We start from the raw sequence: 17,002 nt of genomic DNA, 5'->3' as shown, positions 1-17,002 counted from the left end.
ACCTGGGGCTGACCCGCGCGTGTCCGCGGTGCGACAGCCCGCGGCAGGCCCTTGCGGCACAAGCTCGAGCTTTGGCCGCCAGGCCGCAACAAGCCCAATCGAGGTGAAGATGGAATTTGACGACGTGGTGCAGGGCCGCCGCAGCATCCGCGGCTACCTGAACAAGCCCGTGCCGCAGGCGCTGATCCGCGAGATCCTGGCGCTCGCCATGCGCGCGCCCACCTCGCTGAACACCCAGCCCTGGAACTTCTACGTGGTGACCGGCGCGGTGCTCGACCGCATCCGCCAGGGCAATGTCGAACGCAACCTGGCCGGCGTGCCCGATTCACGCGAGTTCCGCATGGGCCCCGGCTACGAGGGCGTGCACCGCGAGCGCCAGATCGGCATTGCCAAGCAGCTGTTTGCGGCCATGGGCATCGCGCGCGACGACAAGCCGGCGCGGCAGGACTGGGTGCTGCGCGGCTTTCGCCAGTTTGATGCGCCGGTGTCCATCGTGGTCACCTACGACCGCGCCATCCACGGCAGCGACATCGCGCCCTTTGATTGCGGCGGCGTCGTCAACTGCCTGGTCAATGCGGCCTGGTCGCGCGGCCTGGGCTGCGTGATCAACAGCCAGGGCATCATGCAGTCGCCGGTGGTGCGCGCCGAGGCCGGCATCCCCGACGACCAGGTGATCCAGACCTGCGTGGCCATGGGCTGGCCCGACGACAGCTTTCCCGCCAATGCGGTGGTGTCGCAACGCAAGTCGGTGGACGAGGCGGCGGTGTTCCTGGGCTTTGCACCCGGCAGCTGACACGCCGCGTGTCCGCCGCGCGTGGGCCCGCCGCGGCACGGCTGCGCAAGCTGAACTTCGGCCTGGGCCGAAGGCTTGGACGGCGACCTGGCAGCCGGGCCGGCCTCAGCGCCCCATCACCGGCCCGAAGGTCTCGTAGCGCGTGCCGTTGAAGCGTTGCGGCCGCATGCGTTCCACCGGCGCAAAGTCGTCGGCCGAGGTCTTGAGGTTCACGCCGGGGTACTGCATCGGCAGGGCGGTGTCCATTGACGCGGCCACCTTCATGAGGTTGTCGCGGGTGAGGTGGTCGCCGGCGCGCTTGAGCACCTCCACCATGGCCGCGGCAATCACCTGGCCGCTCACATACAGCATGTCGGTGGGGTCGGCGCCGGGGTTGTACTTCTTCATCCAGGCGGTGAAGGCCGCCACCTCGGGCGTGTTGGCCTGCTCCAGGTCGGCCGGGTCGCGCAGGTAGGTGCAGGTGATGATGCCCACCGAGTTCTCCAGACCCGCCGGCTTGAGCGTGGACGACACCGCGCCCGACACGCTGGCCAGGTAGTGCACCGGCTTCCAGCCCAGCTCGGGCAGCTTGCGGATGGCCTGGGCCGCGAACTTGGGCGTGGTGATGTTGAAGAAGGTGTCGGCGCCGGTGGCCTTCAGGCTCACCAGCTGGCTGTCGACCGTGGGGTCGGTGACCTCGTAGCTCTGCTGGCCCACCACCATGGCCTTGGCCTTGTCGCCCAGGCCGTCGAGAAAGCCCTTGAGGTAATCCTTGCCGAAGTCGTCGTTCTGGAACAGCACCGCCACCTTGGCATTGGGCTTGTTCTTCAGGATGTGCTCGGCGTAGATGCTGCCCTCGGTGTGGTACGACGGCACGATGCCCATGGTGTAGGGGTAGTTCTTGGGATCGTTCCAGCGCGAGGCGCCGCTGCTGACGAACAGCTGCGGCACCTTCCTGGCGTTGAGGTACTTCTGGATCGCGGCGTTCTGCGGCGTGCCGAGCGCGCCGCCGATGAACAGCACCTCGTCCTGCTCGACCAGCTTGCGCACCGCCTCCACGGTCTTGGCCGGGTTGTAGGCATCGTCCATCGAGATCAGCTTGATCTTGCGGCCGTTGACACCGCCCTCGTCATTGACCTTCTGGAACCAGGCCGCAATCGCCTTGCCCTGCGCGCCATAGGCCGAGGCCGGGCCCGAGTAGGGGATGGTGTGGCCGATGCGGATCTCGCTGTCGCTGGCGCCGGGGTCGTACTTCTTCTGCGCCCGCGCCAGGCCGGGCAGCAGGGCCAGGCCGCCGGCCGCGGCCAGGGCCTGGAGGTGGGCGCGCCGGGTGTGCGGCGTTGAAGACGGCATGGCAGGTTCCTCGTTGCGTTGGCGGGAACCCCCATTGGGAGAGCGGCGGCCGGCCGGTGTCTGTCACCGGGGTGCCGGGCGCGGCTGGGGACAACCCGCGCGCGGGTTGTCCCGGATGATGGCGCCGCTGCGCGCTGGCCACACACCGGGCACCAGGCGCCAGGCGCGGTCGCGTCTCTGGGCTGTTGGCAGCGTGTCCGGCGGCTCAGGCGTGCTCGGCGAGCCTGAACTTGGCCACCACCTGCACCAGCTCACGCGCCTGCGACTTCAGGCTCTCGGCTGCGGCGGCGCTTTCTTCCACCAGGGCGGCGTTCTGCTGGGTGGCGCGGTCCATCTGCGCCACGGCCTCGCTCACCTGGCCCACGCCCTGGCTCTGCTCGGTGCTGGCGGCGCTGATCTCGCCCATGATGTCGGTCACCTGCCGGATCGAGCGCACCACCTCGGTCATCGTCTCGCCGGCCTGGTCGACCAGGGCGCTGCCCTGCTCGACGCGGCCGACGCTCTCGCCGATCAGGCTCTTGATCTCGCGCGCCGCGCCGGCCGAGCGGCCGGCCAGGCTGCGCACCTCGGAGGCCACCACCGCGAAGCCGCGGCCCTGCTCGCCGGCGCGCGCGGCTTCCACCGCGGCGTTCAGCGCCAGGATGTTGGTCTGGAACGCGATGCCGTCGATGACGCCCAGGATGTCGGCGATCTTGCGCGAGCTGTCGTTGATCTGCTTCATCGTGGCCACCACCTGGCCCACCACGTCGCCACCACGGGCCGCCACGTCGGAGGCCTTGTGCGCCAGCTGGTTGGCCTGCCTGGCGTTGTCGGCGTTCTGGCGCACGGTGTTGGACAGTTGGGCCATCGAGCCCGCGGTCTCCTGCAGGGCCGAGGCCTGCAGCTCGGTGCGCTGGCTGAGATCGAGGTTGCCGCTGGCAATCTCGCCGCTGGCCGTGGCCACCGACTCCGAGCCCCGGCGCACATGGCCCACCACGCCCGCCAGGCCGTCGCGCATCAGCACGATGGCCTGCAGCAGGCTCGAGCGGTCATCGGGCCGCAGCGTGATCTGCACGCCCAGGTCGCCCTGGGCCAGGCGGTTGGCCACCTCGGTGGCATAGGCCGGCTCGGCGCCCAGCTGGGTCAGGATGCTGCGCCCGATGCCCCAGCCGATGGCCGCGAGGGCCAGTGCCAGCACCAGTGCGCCGGCCGTGAAGGCCAGCACGCGCCCGTTGAGCGCGGCGTTGACGTTGTCGACATACACCCCCGAGCCGATCACCCAGCCCCAGGGGGCGAAGCCCTTGACGTAGGAGATCTTGGGCACCGGCTCGGCACTGCCGGGCTTGGGCCACAGGTAGGGCACGAAGCCGGCGCCGCTGGCGCGCACGGTCTTGACGAACTCGACGAACAGGAACTGGCCCGCGGGGTCCTTGATCTGGGTGAGGTCCTTGCCGTCGAGCTCGGCCTTGATCGCATGCATCACCATGCGCGGCTGCATGTCGTTGATCCAGAAGTACTCGTTGCCGCTGTAGCGCAGGGCCTTGATGGCCGCCATGGCGCGCTGCTTGCCTTCGGCCTCGGTGAGCTGGCCCTTGGTGACCAGTTCGTGGAAGTGGCTGGCCAGGCCGTGGGCCAGCTCCACCGTCTGGCGCACGCCGGCCTGGCGCTCGTCCATCAGCAGCCGGCGTTCCGAGGACAGGAAGACCGCCACCACGGCGCTCAGGCCCAGCAGGGCGCTGACCACCAGCACCCCCAGCTTCTTGGCCAGACTCATGCGACCGATGTTCAACGCGTTCACTCCTCAGGATGCGGGATCGAGAGGCGCACCGGTCATGCAGGACTCGGCGCGCCGACGGTACTGCTTGGCTGACTGGGCTATCGACAGCGGCCCCGGGATTCTTGAGTAACCCGGTTGGATTTGCGGGCTTGCTGCACCGGGGCCCCCGGCGCCCGGGCGCGGGTTTGCGGCAGCGCTCAGGCGCTGGTCACCGCAATGCCGCGGATCTGGCCCGCTTGCGCGGCGGCCGGCGGCCGCGGGTGGCGCTGCGGGTCCAGGCGGTGCAGCAGTTCGGCCTCGCGCGCGCGGGCCAAGGCCACGTTGGCCAGCTTGACATGGCCGAAGCCGCGCATGGCCAGCGGCACGGCGGCAATCTGCGTGGCCAGGGCCTGCTGGCGCACGCTCAGGCCGGCGGCCAGCTCGGCCAGGCGGGCCTCGAACTGCCCGATCAGCGCCCGCTCCAGGCGCCGCTCGTCGGTGCGGCCGAACAGGTCGAGGGCCGTGCCGCGCAGGTGCCTGCCGTGGGCCAGCAGGCGCATCGCCGGCAGCAGCCAGGCACCCAGCGTGAGCTTGCGCGGCGGCTCGCCGCTGCGGCTGCGGCTGAGCAGCGGCGGGGCCATGTGGAAGGCCAGGCGCAGATCGCCGTCGAACTGCTCGCGCAGGCGGCGCTGGAGGCTGCCGTCGGTGTAGAGCCGTGCAACCTCGTACTCGTCCTTGTAGCTCATCAGCCTGGCCAGGCTGCGCGCGGCGGTGCGTGCCAGTGGCAGCGTGGCATCGCCGCCCTGCGGCAGCAGCGCGCGCTCGGCCGCGGCCACGCGCTGCAGCGTGGCGGCGTAGCGTTGCGCCCAGGCCGCGTTCTGCCAGGCCGTGAGCTGGTTGATGCCGTGCTGCAGCAGCTGCTCGAACGTGGCGTCGGCGTCGCTCGGCTGCGGCGTGGCCGCGTCGGCTTCGCGCAAGGCCTGCAGGGCGCCGGGGTCGGCGGCGGCCAGGCGGCCCAGCGCCAGTGCCGCCAGGTTGGCCGGCACGGCCACGGCATTGAGCTCGATGGCGCGGGTCAGTGCCGCCAGGCCCACCGGCACCAGGCCGCGCTGCCAGGCATAGCCCAGCGCCAGGATGTTGCTGGTGAGGGTGTCGCCCAGAAACTCCTCGGCCAGGGCCTGGGCGTCGAAGGTTTCCACCTGCTCGCGGCCGGCCACATGGTGCAGCTTGGCCAGCAGATCGTCGATGCGCAGGCTGGCATCGGGGTTGCGCAGCGCTTCGGCCACCGGTTGCGGGCGGGTGTTGGCCAGCACGCGGGTGCGGCCATGGCGCACGGTCTGCAGCGCCTCGGGCGAGGCGCCCACCACCAGGTCGCAGGCCAGCAGCGCGTCGGCCTGCTGGGTGTCGATGCGCACCTGGTTCAGGCGCTCGGGCCGGTCGGCCAGGCGCACGAAGCTCAGCACCGAGCCGCCCTTCTGGGCAAAGCCCATGAAGTCGAGCACGCTGGCGCGCCAACCCTGCAGGTGCGCGGCCATCGCGATCACCGCGCCCACGGTCACCACGCCGGTGCCGCCCACGCCGGTGACCAGCAGGTCGTAGGGCGCGTTCCACACATGCGGCGCGGGCTGCGGCAGCCGGTCCACGCGCTGGTGCAGCGCCGCCAGCCCGCCGGCCGCGCCCTGCCCCAGCGCACCGGCGCGCCGGCGCGGCTGGCCGCCGATCACGCTGACAAAGCTGGGGCAGAAGCCGTCGGCGCAGCGGTAGTCCTTGTTGCAGCTGCTCTGGTCGATCTTGCGCTTGCGGCCCAGCGGGGTTTCGTGCGGCAGCACGGCCACGCAGTTGCTCTGCACCGTGCAGTCGCCGCAGCCCTCGCACACGGCTTCATTGATGAACAGGCGGCGCGGCGGATCGGCCAGCTCGCCCTTCTTGCGGCGGCGGCGCTTCTCGGCGGCGCAGGTCTGCTCGTAGATCAGCACGGTGACGCCGGGCAGCTCGCGCAGGCGGCGCTGCACGGCGTCGAGCTCGGCGCGGTCGTGGAACTGCGTGCCGGCCGGAAAATGCTGCCGCTGGCCGTCGTACTTGGCGATGTCGTCGCTGACCACCACCACCAGCTTGACGCCCTCGCTTTCCACCTGGCGGGCGATGGCGTCCACGCTGATCTGGCCGTCCACCGGCTGGCCGCCGGTCATGGCCACGGCGTCGTTGAACAGGATCTTGTAGGTGATGTTGGCGCCCGCCGCCACGGCCTGGCGCACCGCCAGATAGCCCGAGTGGTAGTAGGTGCCGTCGCCCAGGTTCTGAAAGATGTGCGGCGTGCGCGTGAAGCGCGCCTGCGAGACCCAGTCGACGCCTTCGCCGCCCATCTGGATCAGGCCGGCGGTGCTGCGCTCCATCCAGTTGGCCATGAAGTGGCAGCCGATGCCGGCGCGCGCGGTGCTGCCTTCGGGCACGCGGGTGCTGGTGTTGTGCGGGCAGCCGGCGCAGAAGTAGGGCGTGCGCTTGACGCCATCGGCGGCGTTGCTCAGCAGGGCCGGCGGGGTGAAGTCGCGCACATGCTGTTCGATGCCGTCAAAGGCCGGCGTGCCGGCGCCGTGGCGCTGCAGCCAGGCCGCGACGATCTCGATCAGTCGCGAGGGGCGCAGCTCGCCCAGCGCCGAGATCAGCGGCGCGCCATGCCGGTCGTGCTTGCCGACGATGGCCGGGCGGGCATCGGCCGGTGCGTTGTAGAACAGCGCACGCAGCTGGGTCTCGACCACGGCGCCTTTTTCTTCCACCACCAGCAGCTCGTGCAGGCCGTGGGCAAAGGCCTGCATGCGCGTGCTCTCGACCGGGAAGGCCAGGCCCAGCTTGAGCAGGCGCACGCCGGCCGCGGCCAGCATGGCCGGGCTGATGGCCAGGCGGCGCAGCACCTCCATCAGGTCGTGGTGGGCCTTGCCGCAGGTGACGATGCCCACCCGCGCCTGCGGGCAGGCGATCAGCTCGCGGTCGATGCTGAAGACGCGGCTGAACGCGGCCACGGCGGCCAGCTTGTCGGCCATGCGCGACTCGATGCGCAGGCTGGGCAGGTCGGGCCAGCGGTAGTGCAGGCCGTCGGCGGGCGCGGCGTAGCCGGTGGCGGCGCCCACCGCCTGCCGCACGGCCCGCGGATCGGCCCAGGCGGCGGCGCGCTGCTGAATCGGGTCGAGATCGACGGTGCAGCCGCTTTCCACCACCTCGGACAAGGCCGCCAGCCCCACCCACGCGCCCGAGAAGCGCGACAGCGCCCAGCCGTACAGGCCGAACTCGAGCATCTCGCCCACATCGGCCGGCTGCAGCACCGGCATGCCCCAGGCCATGAAGGCGTGGTCGCTCTGGTGCGGCATCGACGACGAGACGCAGCCATGGTCGTCGCCCGCCACCACCAGCACGCCGCCGTGCGGCGACGAGCCGAAGGCGTTGCCATGCTTGAGCGCATCGCCGGCGCGGTCGACCCCCGGGCCCTTGCCGTACCACAGCGCAAACACGCCGTCGGTGCTGCGCTCGGGGTCGCTCTCCACGCGCTGGGTGCCCAGCACCTGGGTGGCGGCCAGTTCTTCATTGATGGCCGGCTGGAAGTGCAGGCCGGCCTCGGCCCAGCGTGGGCCGGCCTTCCACAAGGCCTGATCTACCATGCCCAGCGGCGAGCCGCGGTAGCCGCTGACGAAGCCCTGCGTGGCCAGGCCGGCGGCCGCATCGGCTTGGCGCTGCATCCACATCAGGCGCACCAGGGCCTGGGTGCCGGTGATGAACACCGTGCCACCCGGCGCCCACAGGCTGTCGGCGAGCCGGTAGCCCGTGGCCAGCACGGCGGGCTGCCCGGCCACGGGTTGCGGGGGCTGCGCGGGGGGCGCGGCCGCCGCAGAGGGCTGGACAGGGTCGGCGTTCATGGCGCGGAATTTTGACTTCCGGCACCGAGAACATGTCTCTTATCTTGGCTGCATTTGCCTATCTTCGGAGAATGAAATTCCCCGAAAACACGCTGGCGCGTGAAAGGTCAGGCACCGCGGCGGCGCTGGCGCAGGGCGCCCAGCAGGCCCAGTCCGGCCAGCATCAACGCCACCGATGCCGGCTCTGGCACGGCCGCGGCCAGGCTCTGGGACAGCACGTAGGGCGCGCCTTCGTCGTTGCGGCCGATGGCCAGGAAGTTGGATGCGATCGGCGCGCTGAACTGGAACCGGCCCATCACCGATGTGCCGGCGGCAATGCCTTCGGTGGATGCCGGATTCGGGTTGACGTAGAAGAACACGCCGGCGTCCTCGGTGCCGAAGAGCTGGCTGAAGCTGCCGTAGTACTGCGACAGATCCAGGTTGCCGTCCCACTCGGCCTGCGAGAAGTAGCGCGTGGCCCAGAGCAGGCTGAAATCCTGCGTGGGCACCTGCGCGTTGACGGCCTGGGTGCTGACGGCGAAGCCGAACAGCGTTGCGCTGGAGTCGTTGGCAACGTTGTAGTAGCCGCTGGCGCCGTCGGAGCACTCGGTGATGGTCACCAGGCCGTTGGTGCCGGTCAGGGTATTGCAAAGCGTGTCGGCGGACGCGGCCTGGGCCTGGCCAGCGGCCAGCAAGGTGGCAGTGGCCAGCAGCACAAGGCTGCGGCAAGAGGCAAACGTCATGTTCAATCCAATGGTTGTCAGCCTTGAGTTGTGATGGTTTGTTTCAAGCCGACCGGGTGGCCCGCGCCCCCGAAGCCCGGGGTTCCGGCGGTCGTAATGCCTGAAGACTCAGGCCACGGCCTGCCCACCTGGCTGGCGTTGGCTGTCGGCCAGGCGCCGGGGCCGCGGCCCTCAGTGCGCGGGGCTGACCGGCCCGCGCTGCGGCGTGCCGCTGTAGCGCGCCACGTACGCGGCATGCTCGGGCAGCTGGCCCAGGCTGCGCTCGACACGGCCGCGGATCTCGCGCAGAAAGCCGTCAAGCTCGGCGTCGCCCATCAGGTCGGCCACCGGGTGGTGCTGCTGCGGCACGATGCCCTGGCCCAGCATCACCTGGATCCACGAGTTCTCGGCAAACAGCTCGTTGGGCACGCGGAACACCCGCGCCGTCTCGCGGAACAGCGCGATGCGGTGGCGCAGCGAGTCGGGCACGTCCATCGTGCGGCAGTGGCGCCAGAAGGCCACGTCGTCGCGGTGGGTCACGTGGTAGTGCAGGATGATGAAGTCGCGGATGTGCTGCATCTCGTCGCGGCACTGGCGGTTGTATTCGTCGATGTCGGTCTGGCGGATGCCGTGCTGCGGAAACAGCTGCATCAGCTTGAGCACGCCGCGCTGGATCAGGTGGATGCTGGTCGATTCCAGCGGTTCGAGAAAGCCGCTGGCCAGGCCGATGGCCACGCAGTTGCGCCGCCACACCACCTCGCGCTGGCCGGGCGTGAACTTGATGACGCGCGGCTGGGTCAGCACCTCGCCCTGCACCCGCTGCAGCAGGGCCGCGCCGGCCTGGTCGTCGGGCAGGTCGCGGCTGGCGTACACCAGGCCGTTGCCCACGCGGTGCTGCAGCGGAATGCGCCACTGCCAGCCGAAGGTGTGCGCGATCGAGCGGGTATAGGGCACGGCCGGCGCCACCGAGGCGGTCTGCACCGCCACCGCGCTGTCGCAGGGCAGCCAGTGCGACCAGTCCTGGTAGGCCACGCCCAGCGTCTGGCCCAGCAGCAGCGAGCGCATGCCGGTGCAGTCGATGAACAGGTCGCCCTCGATCAGCGCGCCGTTGTCCAGCCGCAGGGCCTGGATGTCGCCCGGCTCGCCTGGGTGCGTGGGCGGCGCCTGGCGCACCTCGACGATCTTGCCCTCGATGCGCTGCACGCCGTGGGCCTGGCTCATCTGGCGCAGAAAGCGCGCGTACAGCGTGGCGTCCAGGTGGTAGGCGTAGTTCAGGCCGTTGCGCGGCAGGTGGGCGAAGCGGCTTTCCTCGGCGGCGCGCAGCTCCAGGCAGTAGGCGCCGTAGTCGGCCGCCAGGCCGCGGGCGCGGCCCTTCAGCCAGAAGTGCTGGAAGCCGGCAGTCCAGTGGTCCTGCCCGGTCAGGCCGAAGGAGTGGATGTAGTCCTCGCCCACATCGCGCCAGCCCTCGAAGCGGATGCCCAGCTTGAAGGTGGCCTGGGTGGCGGCCATGAACTCCTGCTCGTGGATGCCCAGCAGCTCGTGAAAGGTGTGCAGCGTGGGGATGGTGGCCTCGCCCACGCCCACGGTGCCGATCTCGTCCGATTCGATCAGCCGGATGTCGAGCAGCTGGCCCAGCGTCTTGGAGATGCAGGCGGCCACCATCCAGCCGGCGGTGCCGCCGCCGGCGATGACGATGCGGCGCACGGGCTGCGTGCTGGCTGCGGCGGGGGTATCAGGGCTCATGGGCGGGGTTTTCAGGGGCGGGTGGCGTCGCGCGGGCTCAACGGGTGAGCCGCTTGATGATCTGCTGGCGCAGGGCCTGCGCGCCGCCGGCATCCAGCGGCGCCAGCACGCTGCGCGCATGCGGCGCAATGTGCGCGGCCGTGTCGCCGTCGGCATCGAACACATAGTGCGAGAACAGCGCGCGCCAGGCCTCGCGCTGCGCGGGCGGCAGGTCGCGCAGGGTCAGCAGGGCCATCAGCAGCGTGGCCATCGGTGAATCCATCTGCGCGGGGCTTTGCCGCCACCAGTAGTTGACCAGCACGTTGAAGGGCTCCAGCGCCTCGACCTGGTGCCACCACAGGCTGGGGATGAAGATCGCGTCGCCCGGCGCCAGCTCGGCCACCTGGGCCACTTGCAAGGCCTTGGCAAAGCGCGGAAAGCGCTCGAAGTCGGGCGCCGCCATGTCCACCAGGCTGATGGCCTGGCCGGCGGGCGTGAGGTCGAGCGGGCCCACGTACAGATCGGCCACCGCCTCGGGCGGAAACAGCGTGAAGCGACGCCGCCCGGCCACCACGCAGGCGATGTTGTCGGGCAGGTCGAAGTGCGCGGCAATGCGCGTGCGGTTGCCCAGCCAGAGGCTGGCCAGCGGCTCGCGCGCCTGCACGCCGGCGTCGCCCAGATCGTTGGCCGCGCGAAAGCCCGGCAGGCAGCTGTCGACCGAGGTCGAGCCCACGTACAGCGCGGGCGGCGGTGGTGCGCCGGGCGGCGCGGCCGCCAGTTGCAGCAGCGCATCCAGCACGCGGCCCAGGCGGCCGCCCTCGCGGCGGAAGTTCATGCCGGTGAGGCTGTCGTTGTAGAAGAAGCGGCCGCCGATCTCGGGCGGGCCCAGCAGCACGCCCACCGCCGCATCGGCGCCAAAGCCGCGCAGGTAGTCGGCCACCGCGTGCGGGCCTTGCAGCCCGGCCCGGGCCACCGGCCAGTGCGCCACCAGGCCGCGCAGCAGCAGCGGCTGGGTGCTGGTGAGCACGGCCTCGGGCAGGGCATCGGCGTGCAGGCCGTGCAGCTCGCGCATCGCGGTCATCGCGGTCATCGCGGGCATGGCAGGCATGGCAGGCATGGCGGCGCGCGCGGACGGCCTCAGCCGCTCAGGCCAGGCCGGTCTGGCGGCGCTTGCGCCGCTCGATCAGCGCCGGAAACTGCGCCGTGGAGGCCAGCACCATGTAGATCAGCGCCAGGTGGCCGGCATGGTGCAGCGCGGTGAGCGCGCGTCCATCCAGCGCGGCCAGGCGCTCCTCGTGCAGGGTGTAGTAGCCGGCCAGGCGGCTGGTGCTGCCATCGGCATCGGTGATGTCGAGCACGAAGGACTCGAGCAGCTCGTGGGCCAGCAGCGCGTCGATGAAGGCCGGCAACTGCTGCACGCCCTCGTGCAGCGCGCCCAGCAGGGCGGTGATGCGCTCGAGGTAGGGGCCGGGCATGCCCATGGCGTCGAACACCGGCTCGCCGTGGGTCTGGCTGATGCGCGGGTGCGCCAGGTCGACATGCACGCTGAGCTGATCGCCGGCCCGGCCGATCAGGAAGGGCTGGCGCTCCACGCTCATCGGCAGGCAGGGCGCGTCCCAGCCGTTGAGGCCCAGGAACAGGTTCTGCCCGGGCTCCAGCCCGAACAGCGCCACCGGCTGGAAGCTGCCGTTGGCGGTGGGCTCGAAGACGATCGGGTAGCAGGCCTGCACGGCGCGGAACTCGTTGGGCACCACCAGGGCCGACATGGCCTCGTCGCCCCAGGCGGCGCCACGGCTGGTGAGGATGCGCAGCGCCTGGTGCTGGGCGGGGTCGAGCGCGACGGCGTGGGTCATGGTGCGGGGGGGCAGCGGTTGAGGCGGTTGAGACGGTGGACGGGTCAGGCGGCGGGCAGTGCCGCCAGGCCATGCTGGCGGATGTGGTTGATCAGCGCGCGGTTGTCGGGCAGGCCGGCCAGCATGCGGCGCGCCAGCTGGGCGGCCTCTTGAAAGCGGCGCTCGGCCAGCGCCGGCGGCCCGGCGCGCCGGGTGTGGCCACCGGGTGCCGGCCGAAAGCCCATGCCGTACAGCACGTACTGCCAGCTGGCCGACGGAAACACCTCGTCCACGCATTCAAAGTCGTGCCGGTAGGGCGGGCGGTGCCGCCACAGCAGCAGCAGCTCGCGCAGGCGCTCGGGCTGGGTGGCGTCGTCGCGGTGGCTGCGCCAGTAGCCGTGGGCCGTGTCGTCCACGCGCCGGCTCAGCACATAGTGCAGCTTCAGGAACTCGATCACGCGCTGCCAGCGGTGCGCAAAGCGTGCGTTGAAGCGCCGCGCCACGATGTCCATGTCGGCCCGCGTGGCCGGCAGCTCGTCGCTGATCATCGCGGCCGACAGCTCCACCAGCGCCAGGGCCGAGGCCTCCAGCGGCTCGATGAAGCCCGAGGCCAGGCCCACCGCCACGCAGTTGTTCTGCCAGAAGCGGGCGCGGTGGCCCGGCTCGAAGCGGATGCTGCGCGGCGCAATGTCGGCCGGGCCGCCGCTGCGCTGCACATGGGCCCGCAAGGTCTCGGCGGCCAGCTCGTCGCGGGTGTGGCCGCTGCTGTAGACCAGGCCCACACCGCGGCGCGTGGGCAGGCCGATGTCCCAGATCCAGCCGCTGGCGCAGGCGGTGGCAATGGTTTGCGAGGCGATCGGCGCGTCGGGCTGCGCATAGGGCAGCTGCACGGCCAGCGCACGGTCGTTGAACAGCACCTCGCGCGCACTGCACAGCGGCACGCCGTAGTGCTGGCCGATCAGGCGCGCGGCCAGGCCCGAGCAGTCGATGAACAGGTCGCCCGCCACCTCGCCCGGGCCCTGCCCTGCCCGGTCGCCTGCCCCATCTCCTGCCTGGTCGCCGGCCCGGTCGCCCGGCCCGCGCGTGATCAGCGCGGCGATGTCGCCCGCCACCTGGCCGGCGCGGCCGTTGCCGGTGTGCGCGCGCACGGCCGTGACCTCGTCGACCACATGGCGCACGCCCAGGCGCTGCACCGCATGCGTGCGCAGCGCCAGGCCGAACTTGGCGGCGTCGAAGTGGTAGCCGTAGTTGGCCACGGCGGCGTACTCGGGCGTGCCCGCCTGCTTGGGCGCGCGGCCGGCGTCGCACAGCGCCGGCTGGTGGCTCACCAGCGTGGCAAAGGCCTGGTCGCCATGGCCGGCCAGCCAGGGCGCGACCAGGTCGACGTCGCCATGGCCCTGCGGCAGCGAGAACGGGTGGTGGTAGACATCGCCGGGCGCACCGCTGGCCCAGCCATCGAAGCGCGAGCCCTGCTTGAACGAGGCATCGCAGTCGCGCAGCAGCGTGGTCTCGGGCAGGCCGATGCGGCGCAGCGTGTCGCGCATGCTGGGCCAGGTGCCCTCGCCCACGCCGATGGGTGGCTGCTCGGCCGATTCGATCAGCGTGACGCGCAGGCCGTCGGCCTGCGCACCACCATGCTCGGCGGCGATCAGAGCGGCCACCAGCCAGCCGGCCGAGCCGCCCCCCAGCACCACCACGTGGCGGATGGCGTCGTTCACGGTCGGGCCCATCGGAGAACCGTCATGCAGTCACTTTAAACGCAGCCGGTGGACCGCGGACACGCTGCGCAGGAGGCGCCCGCAAGGCGCGCTCCTGCGTGGCCCGTCAGAAGGTGTAGCGCGCGGCGGCCAGGTAGCGTCGGCCGGTCTGGGTGGCGTACTCGAGCTGGTGCTCGTTGCGGCTGTGCAGACGGATGACACCATCGTTGAGGTTGCGCAGCTCGACCTGGAACGACAGGTTCTTGTTGACCTTGTAGCCGAAGTTCACGTCGAGCTGGCCGTAGGCCTGGGTGTAGACCGGGTTGGCCCGGTCGCTGTCGAAGCGCCCCGACAGGAACTTGCCGCGCCAGTTGTAGGCGGCGCGCACATGCCACTGGTCGTTCTCCCAGAAGCCCACCAGGTTGGCCGAGTTGCCCAGGCCTTCCAGCGCGAACTGCTCGCCCAGGCTGGCGTCGTCGTACTTCAGGCCCGAGGCCACCACGGTGTAGTTGGCGCCCAGACCGAAGCCGCTGTTGCCGAAGCGGTGCTGCACATTGACTTCCAGCCCGCGCAGCCCGGCCGCCTTCTGGTTGGCCGGCATGGTGATGTTGAAGCTGGCGATCGGATCGCCCGCCACGCCGGGGATCACGCCGGTGGCATTGCCGTTGACATCGTCGGCGGCGTTCTTGACGACGCCGTTCTGGCCGTTGAAGTTGCGCAGGATGTAGTTGCGGATGCAGGTCACGTCGCTGGTGACGCAGCCCCTGGCCACGGCCTCGCGGTACATCGCGCCGCCGATCGGCGTGGCCAGGTTGAAGGGCGTGGACTTCTGGATGGTGACGCCGATGTAGTTGTTGATCCGCTTCTCGAACAGGCCCACCGCCACGAAGCTGGCCTTGCCGTAGTAGTACTCGAGCGAGATGTCGGAGTTCTTGCTCTTGAGCGGCTTGAGGCTGGGATCGCCCGACGAACCGGTGCCGCCGTCAAAGCGCACCGGGTTGGCCAAGGTCTGGCCACCCTGGATGTCGCCCCAGCCGGGCCGGCCGATGGTCTCGCCATAGCTCAGGCGCAGCTTGAGGTTGTCGTTGAGGTCGGTGTCGAAGTCGAGGCTGGGCAGCACATGGCTGTACTTGCCCTTCAGCGTGGTGAAGCCCGCGGCGCCGTACTTGACCAGCAGCTCGTTGTTGGACTCCCAGCTCAGGCTGGTGGCGATGGGCACCCTGGACGACGAGGTGACCTTGGTGCTCTCGTAGCGCAGGCCCACGTTCATGGTCACCGGCTGGGTGCCGAGATCGAACTCGCGGCCGTACTGCAGGTACAGGCTTTGCGACTCTTCCTTCACCCGGCGGTCGGTGGTGTAGGTGGTGGGGGCCAGGAACTGCGACTCGTCGCCCACCACCTTGGCGGCCACGTCGCGGATGGTCTTGAAGTCCCACACGTTCCACTGGTTGAACATGCGCGGGTCGTTGCTGCCCGAGATGCGGCTGAAGTACTTGGCCAGGGTGTCGGACTGGAAGGCGCTGTCGGGGTAGTCGGCCGGCGTGCCGGTGCCGCCCCAGGTGCCGCGGTCGACGTTGCCGTAGGCGGTGCGGTTGTTGGCCGTGGTCATGCTCAGGCCGAAGTCGAGCTTGGAGGCGTCCTCGAAGCGGTACTGGCCCTTGAGCTGCAGCTGGTCGATCTCGGCCTTCATGTAGCTGCTGCGGAACGACGAACCGGTGACCAGCTGCTCCGAGGCCGGGACGCTGGTGTTGGTCAGCATCAGCACCGGGAAGTCCCTGGAGAAGTCCACCGCGGTGTCGCCGCGGCGAAACACCGCGCTGCCCAGCACCGCGTCGCTGCCGTAGGGGCTGTCGGGCCGGGTGGTGGAGGTCGACTGGTGCAGGTCGGCGCCGAAGCGCAGGCGGTCGCTGAGCTTCCACTCGAGGTTGAAGCCCAGCGAGCGCAGCTCGGTCTTGGTGGCGAACTGCGCCGCGCCCATGGCCACGTCGCTGGTGCCGGCGGGGATCAGCTCCTTGTAGAGCAGCGGTGCGGCCACCGGGCCATTGGTCCAGGTGCTGGTGGTCGGCCCGAAGTTGAACCAGGCCGACAGGTCATTGCGCTTGGACTGCACGGTGTAGTCCGACAGCGTGTAGTCGAGCGTGGTGGTGATGTTGCTGGCGGGCTTGTACTGCAGCGTCAGCTGGCCGTTGATGCGCTCGGTCTGCACGCCGGTGGTGCTGTAGCCGATGTTCTGCGGCACCGAGTAGGTGTCGGTGGCGCCCGGGCGGTTGGTGATGCGCTCGCTGCCGGGGCTGCCGTTCTGCGGGATCGTGCCCCAGTCGTTGGTGGCGCCCTTGAAGCTGCGCCAGCCGTTGCTCACCGAGACCTGGTTGTAGCCGCCGTTGCGCTTTTGGTAGCTGGCGGCAAGGGCGACGCCCACCGTGTTGCCGGCAAAGGTGTTGCTGTACAGGCCCGAGACCTCGGGCGTCATGGAGTCGCCACTCACCGTGCTGGGCAGGCGTTCGTTCGACTTGTCGAACATCGTCTTGAGGCCGATGGTGGCCTTCAGGCCCGGGTCTTCGAGCGGCCGCGTGGTCTTGACGTTGATCGTGGCGCCGATGCCGCCGCTGGGGCTGGCCGCGCGGCTGGTCTTGTAGACCTCGAGCGCGCTGATGGACTCGGCCGCCAGGTTGGCAAAGTCGAAGGCGCGCGAGTTGGACGGCCCGGTGCCCTGGATGGTGGACGCCGGCATCTGGCGGCCGTTGAACAGCACCAGGTTGAAGTCAGGGCCGACGCCGCGCACGGTGATCTTGGAGCCCTCGCCCTGGCTGTTGCGGTCGATGGCCACGCCGCTGATGCGCTGCATGGCCTCGGCCAGGTTGGCATCGGGGAAGCGGCCGATGTCCTCGGCCACGATGCCGTCGACGATGCCATGGGCCTCGCGCTTGAGCGCCAGCGCCGATTCGACGCTCTTGCGGATGCCCTTCACCACCACGGTCTGCGTGGGCTGGCTGGCGGCGGCGGCGGGCGCAGCGGCGGCCTGCTGGGCCTGGGCGGCCGAGGCGCCGGCCAGCAGCATGCCGCAGGCGGCGGCCAGGCGCGTGACGCGGAAGGCAGGGGGCCGGCCGGCCGGGCGGATCGCGGGGCGTTGTGAGCTCATGGGCTTGTCTCCGACATTCGTGGACGATCGGGCTGCGGCGTGGGACGCCAGCACCGCACCCGGGTCTGCTGCTGGTGCGCAAACCAGCTTGAAAGCGCTTGCAAGAGCGTAAGCCGGTCGCCGCGCCTTGCCACCTAGTAGTCACC

The 17,002-nt window shown here is 70.5% G+C and carries 10 protein-coding genes; 1 reads left to right on the top strand and 9 read right to left on the bottom strand.

Going from position 1 to position 17,002, the window contains the following annotated elements; genetic code table 11:
• Nucleotides 1-109: 109 nt before the first annotated feature.
• On the top strand, nt 110-793 hold the full coding sequence (locus N4G63_RS27795; protein WP_260791463.1) for a nitroreductase: 684 nt from the start codon (nt 110-112) through the stop codon (nt 791-793).
• Nucleotides 794-898: 105 nt separating this feature from the next.
• Here N4G63_RS27795 and N4G63_RS27790 read toward each other — a convergent pair whose 3' ends face one another.
• From N4G63_RS27790 to N4G63_RS27750, 9 genes are all read right to left on the bottom strand, one after another.
• Entirely contained in the window at nt 899-2,125 is a 1,227-nt protein-coding gene (locus N4G63_RS27790; RefSeq protein WP_260791465.1) for an ABC transporter substrate-binding protein, read from the bottom strand.
• Nucleotides 2,126-2,330: 205 nt separating this feature from the next.
• On the bottom strand, nt 2,331-3,902 hold the full coding sequence (locus N4G63_RS27785) for a methyl-accepting chemotaxis protein (RefSeq protein ID WP_443112110.1): 1,572 nt from the start codon (nt 3,900-3,902) through the stop codon (nt 2,331-2,333).
• Nucleotides 3,903-4,078: 176 nt separating this feature from the next.
• Nucleotides 4,079-7,765: an indolepyruvate ferredoxin oxidoreductase family protein gene (locus N4G63_RS27780; RefSeq protein ID WP_314600536.1), complete on the bottom strand. Its 3,687-nt coding sequence runs from the start codon at nt 7,763-7,765 to the stop codon at nt 4,079-4,081.
• 107 nt (nt 7,766-7,872) lie between these two features.
• A complete protein-coding gene (locus tag N4G63_RS27775; protein ID WP_314600535.1) occupies nt 7,873-8,487 on the bottom strand; it encodes a PEP-CTERM sorting domain-containing protein in 615 nt (204 codons plus the stop codon).
• A gap of 171 nt (nt 8,488-8,658) precedes the next feature.
• Complete coding sequence (locus N4G63_RS27770) at nt 8,659-10,209, bottom strand: tryptophan halogenase family protein (protein ID WP_314600534.1); 1,551 nt, start codon at nt 10,207-10,209, stop codon at nt 8,659-8,661.
• 37 nt (nt 10,210-10,246) lie between these two features.
• A complete protein-coding gene (locus N4G63_RS27765; RefSeq protein WP_443112109.1) occupies nt 10,247-11,296 on the bottom strand; it encodes a cupin-like domain-containing protein in 1,050 nt (349 codons plus the stop codon).
• A 37-nt stretch (nt 11,297-11,333) separates the two neighbouring features.
• Complete coding sequence (locus tag N4G63_RS27760) at nt 11,334-12,041, bottom strand: SapC family protein (protein WP_314600533.1); 708 nt, start codon at nt 12,039-12,041, stop codon at nt 11,334-11,336.
• Between the two features lie 44 nt (nt 12,042-12,085).
• The gene (locus N4G63_RS27755; RefSeq protein ID WP_314600532.1) at nt 12,086-13,750 is read right to left on the bottom strand and encodes a tryptophan halogenase family protein; all 1,665 of its coding nucleotides are present in this window, start codon (nt 13,748-13,750) and stop codon (nt 12,086-12,088) included.
• A gap of 94 nt (nt 13,751-13,844) precedes the next feature.
• Nucleotides 13,845-16,856 carry a TonB-dependent receptor gene (locus N4G63_RS27750; RefSeq protein ID WP_314600531.1) on the bottom strand — a complete coding sequence of 1,004 codons (3,012 nt, stop codon included), beginning with the start codon at nt 16,854-16,856 and terminating at the stop codon, nt 13,845-13,847.
• Between the last annotated feature and the right edge of the window lie 146 nt (nt 16,857-17,002).

It is taken from the genome of Aquabacterium sp. OR-4, assembly GCF_025290835.2.
Lineage (GTDB): Bacteria > Pseudomonadota > Gammaproteobacteria > Burkholderiales > Burkholderiaceae_C > Pseudaquabacterium.
Note: the sequence above shows the minus strand (reverse complement) of the source record. Positions and strands in the feature narration are given on the sequence as shown.

Coding starts and splice junctions, on each gene's coding strand:
- N4G63_RS27795 (WP_260791463.1), top strand. CDS start 110: ATGGAATTTGACGACGTGGTGCAGGGCCGCCGCAGCATCCGCGGCTAC.
- N4G63_RS27790 (WP_260791465.1), bottom strand. CDS start 2,125: ATGCCGTCTTCAACGCCGCACACCCGGCGCGCCCACCTCCAGGCCCTG.
- N4G63_RS27780 (WP_314600536.1), bottom strand. CDS start 7,765: ATGAACGCCGACCCTGTCCAGCCCTCTGCGGCGGCCGCGCCCCCCGCG.
- N4G63_RS27775 (WP_314600535.1), bottom strand. CDS start 8,487: ATGACGTTTGCCTCTTGCCGCAGCCTTGTGCTGCTGGCCACTGCCACC.
- N4G63_RS27770 (WP_314600534.1), bottom strand. CDS start 10,209: ATGAGCCCTGATACCCCCGCCGCAGCCAGCACGCAGCCCGTGCGCCGC.
- N4G63_RS27765 (WP_443112109.1), bottom strand. CDS start 11,296: ATGCCTGCCATGCCCGCGATGACCGCGATGACCGCGATGCGCGAGCTG.
- N4G63_RS27760 (WP_314600533.1), bottom strand. CDS start 12,041: ATGACCCACGCCGTCGCGCTCGACCCCGCCCAGCACCAGGCGCTGCGC.
- N4G63_RS27755 (WP_314600532.1), bottom strand. CDS start 13,750: ATGGGCCCGACCGTGAACGACGCCATCCGCCACGTGGTGGTGCTGGGG.
- N4G63_RS27750 (WP_314600531.1), bottom strand. CDS start 16,856: ATGAGCTCACAACGCCCCGCGATCCGCCCGGCCGGCCGGCCCCCTGCC.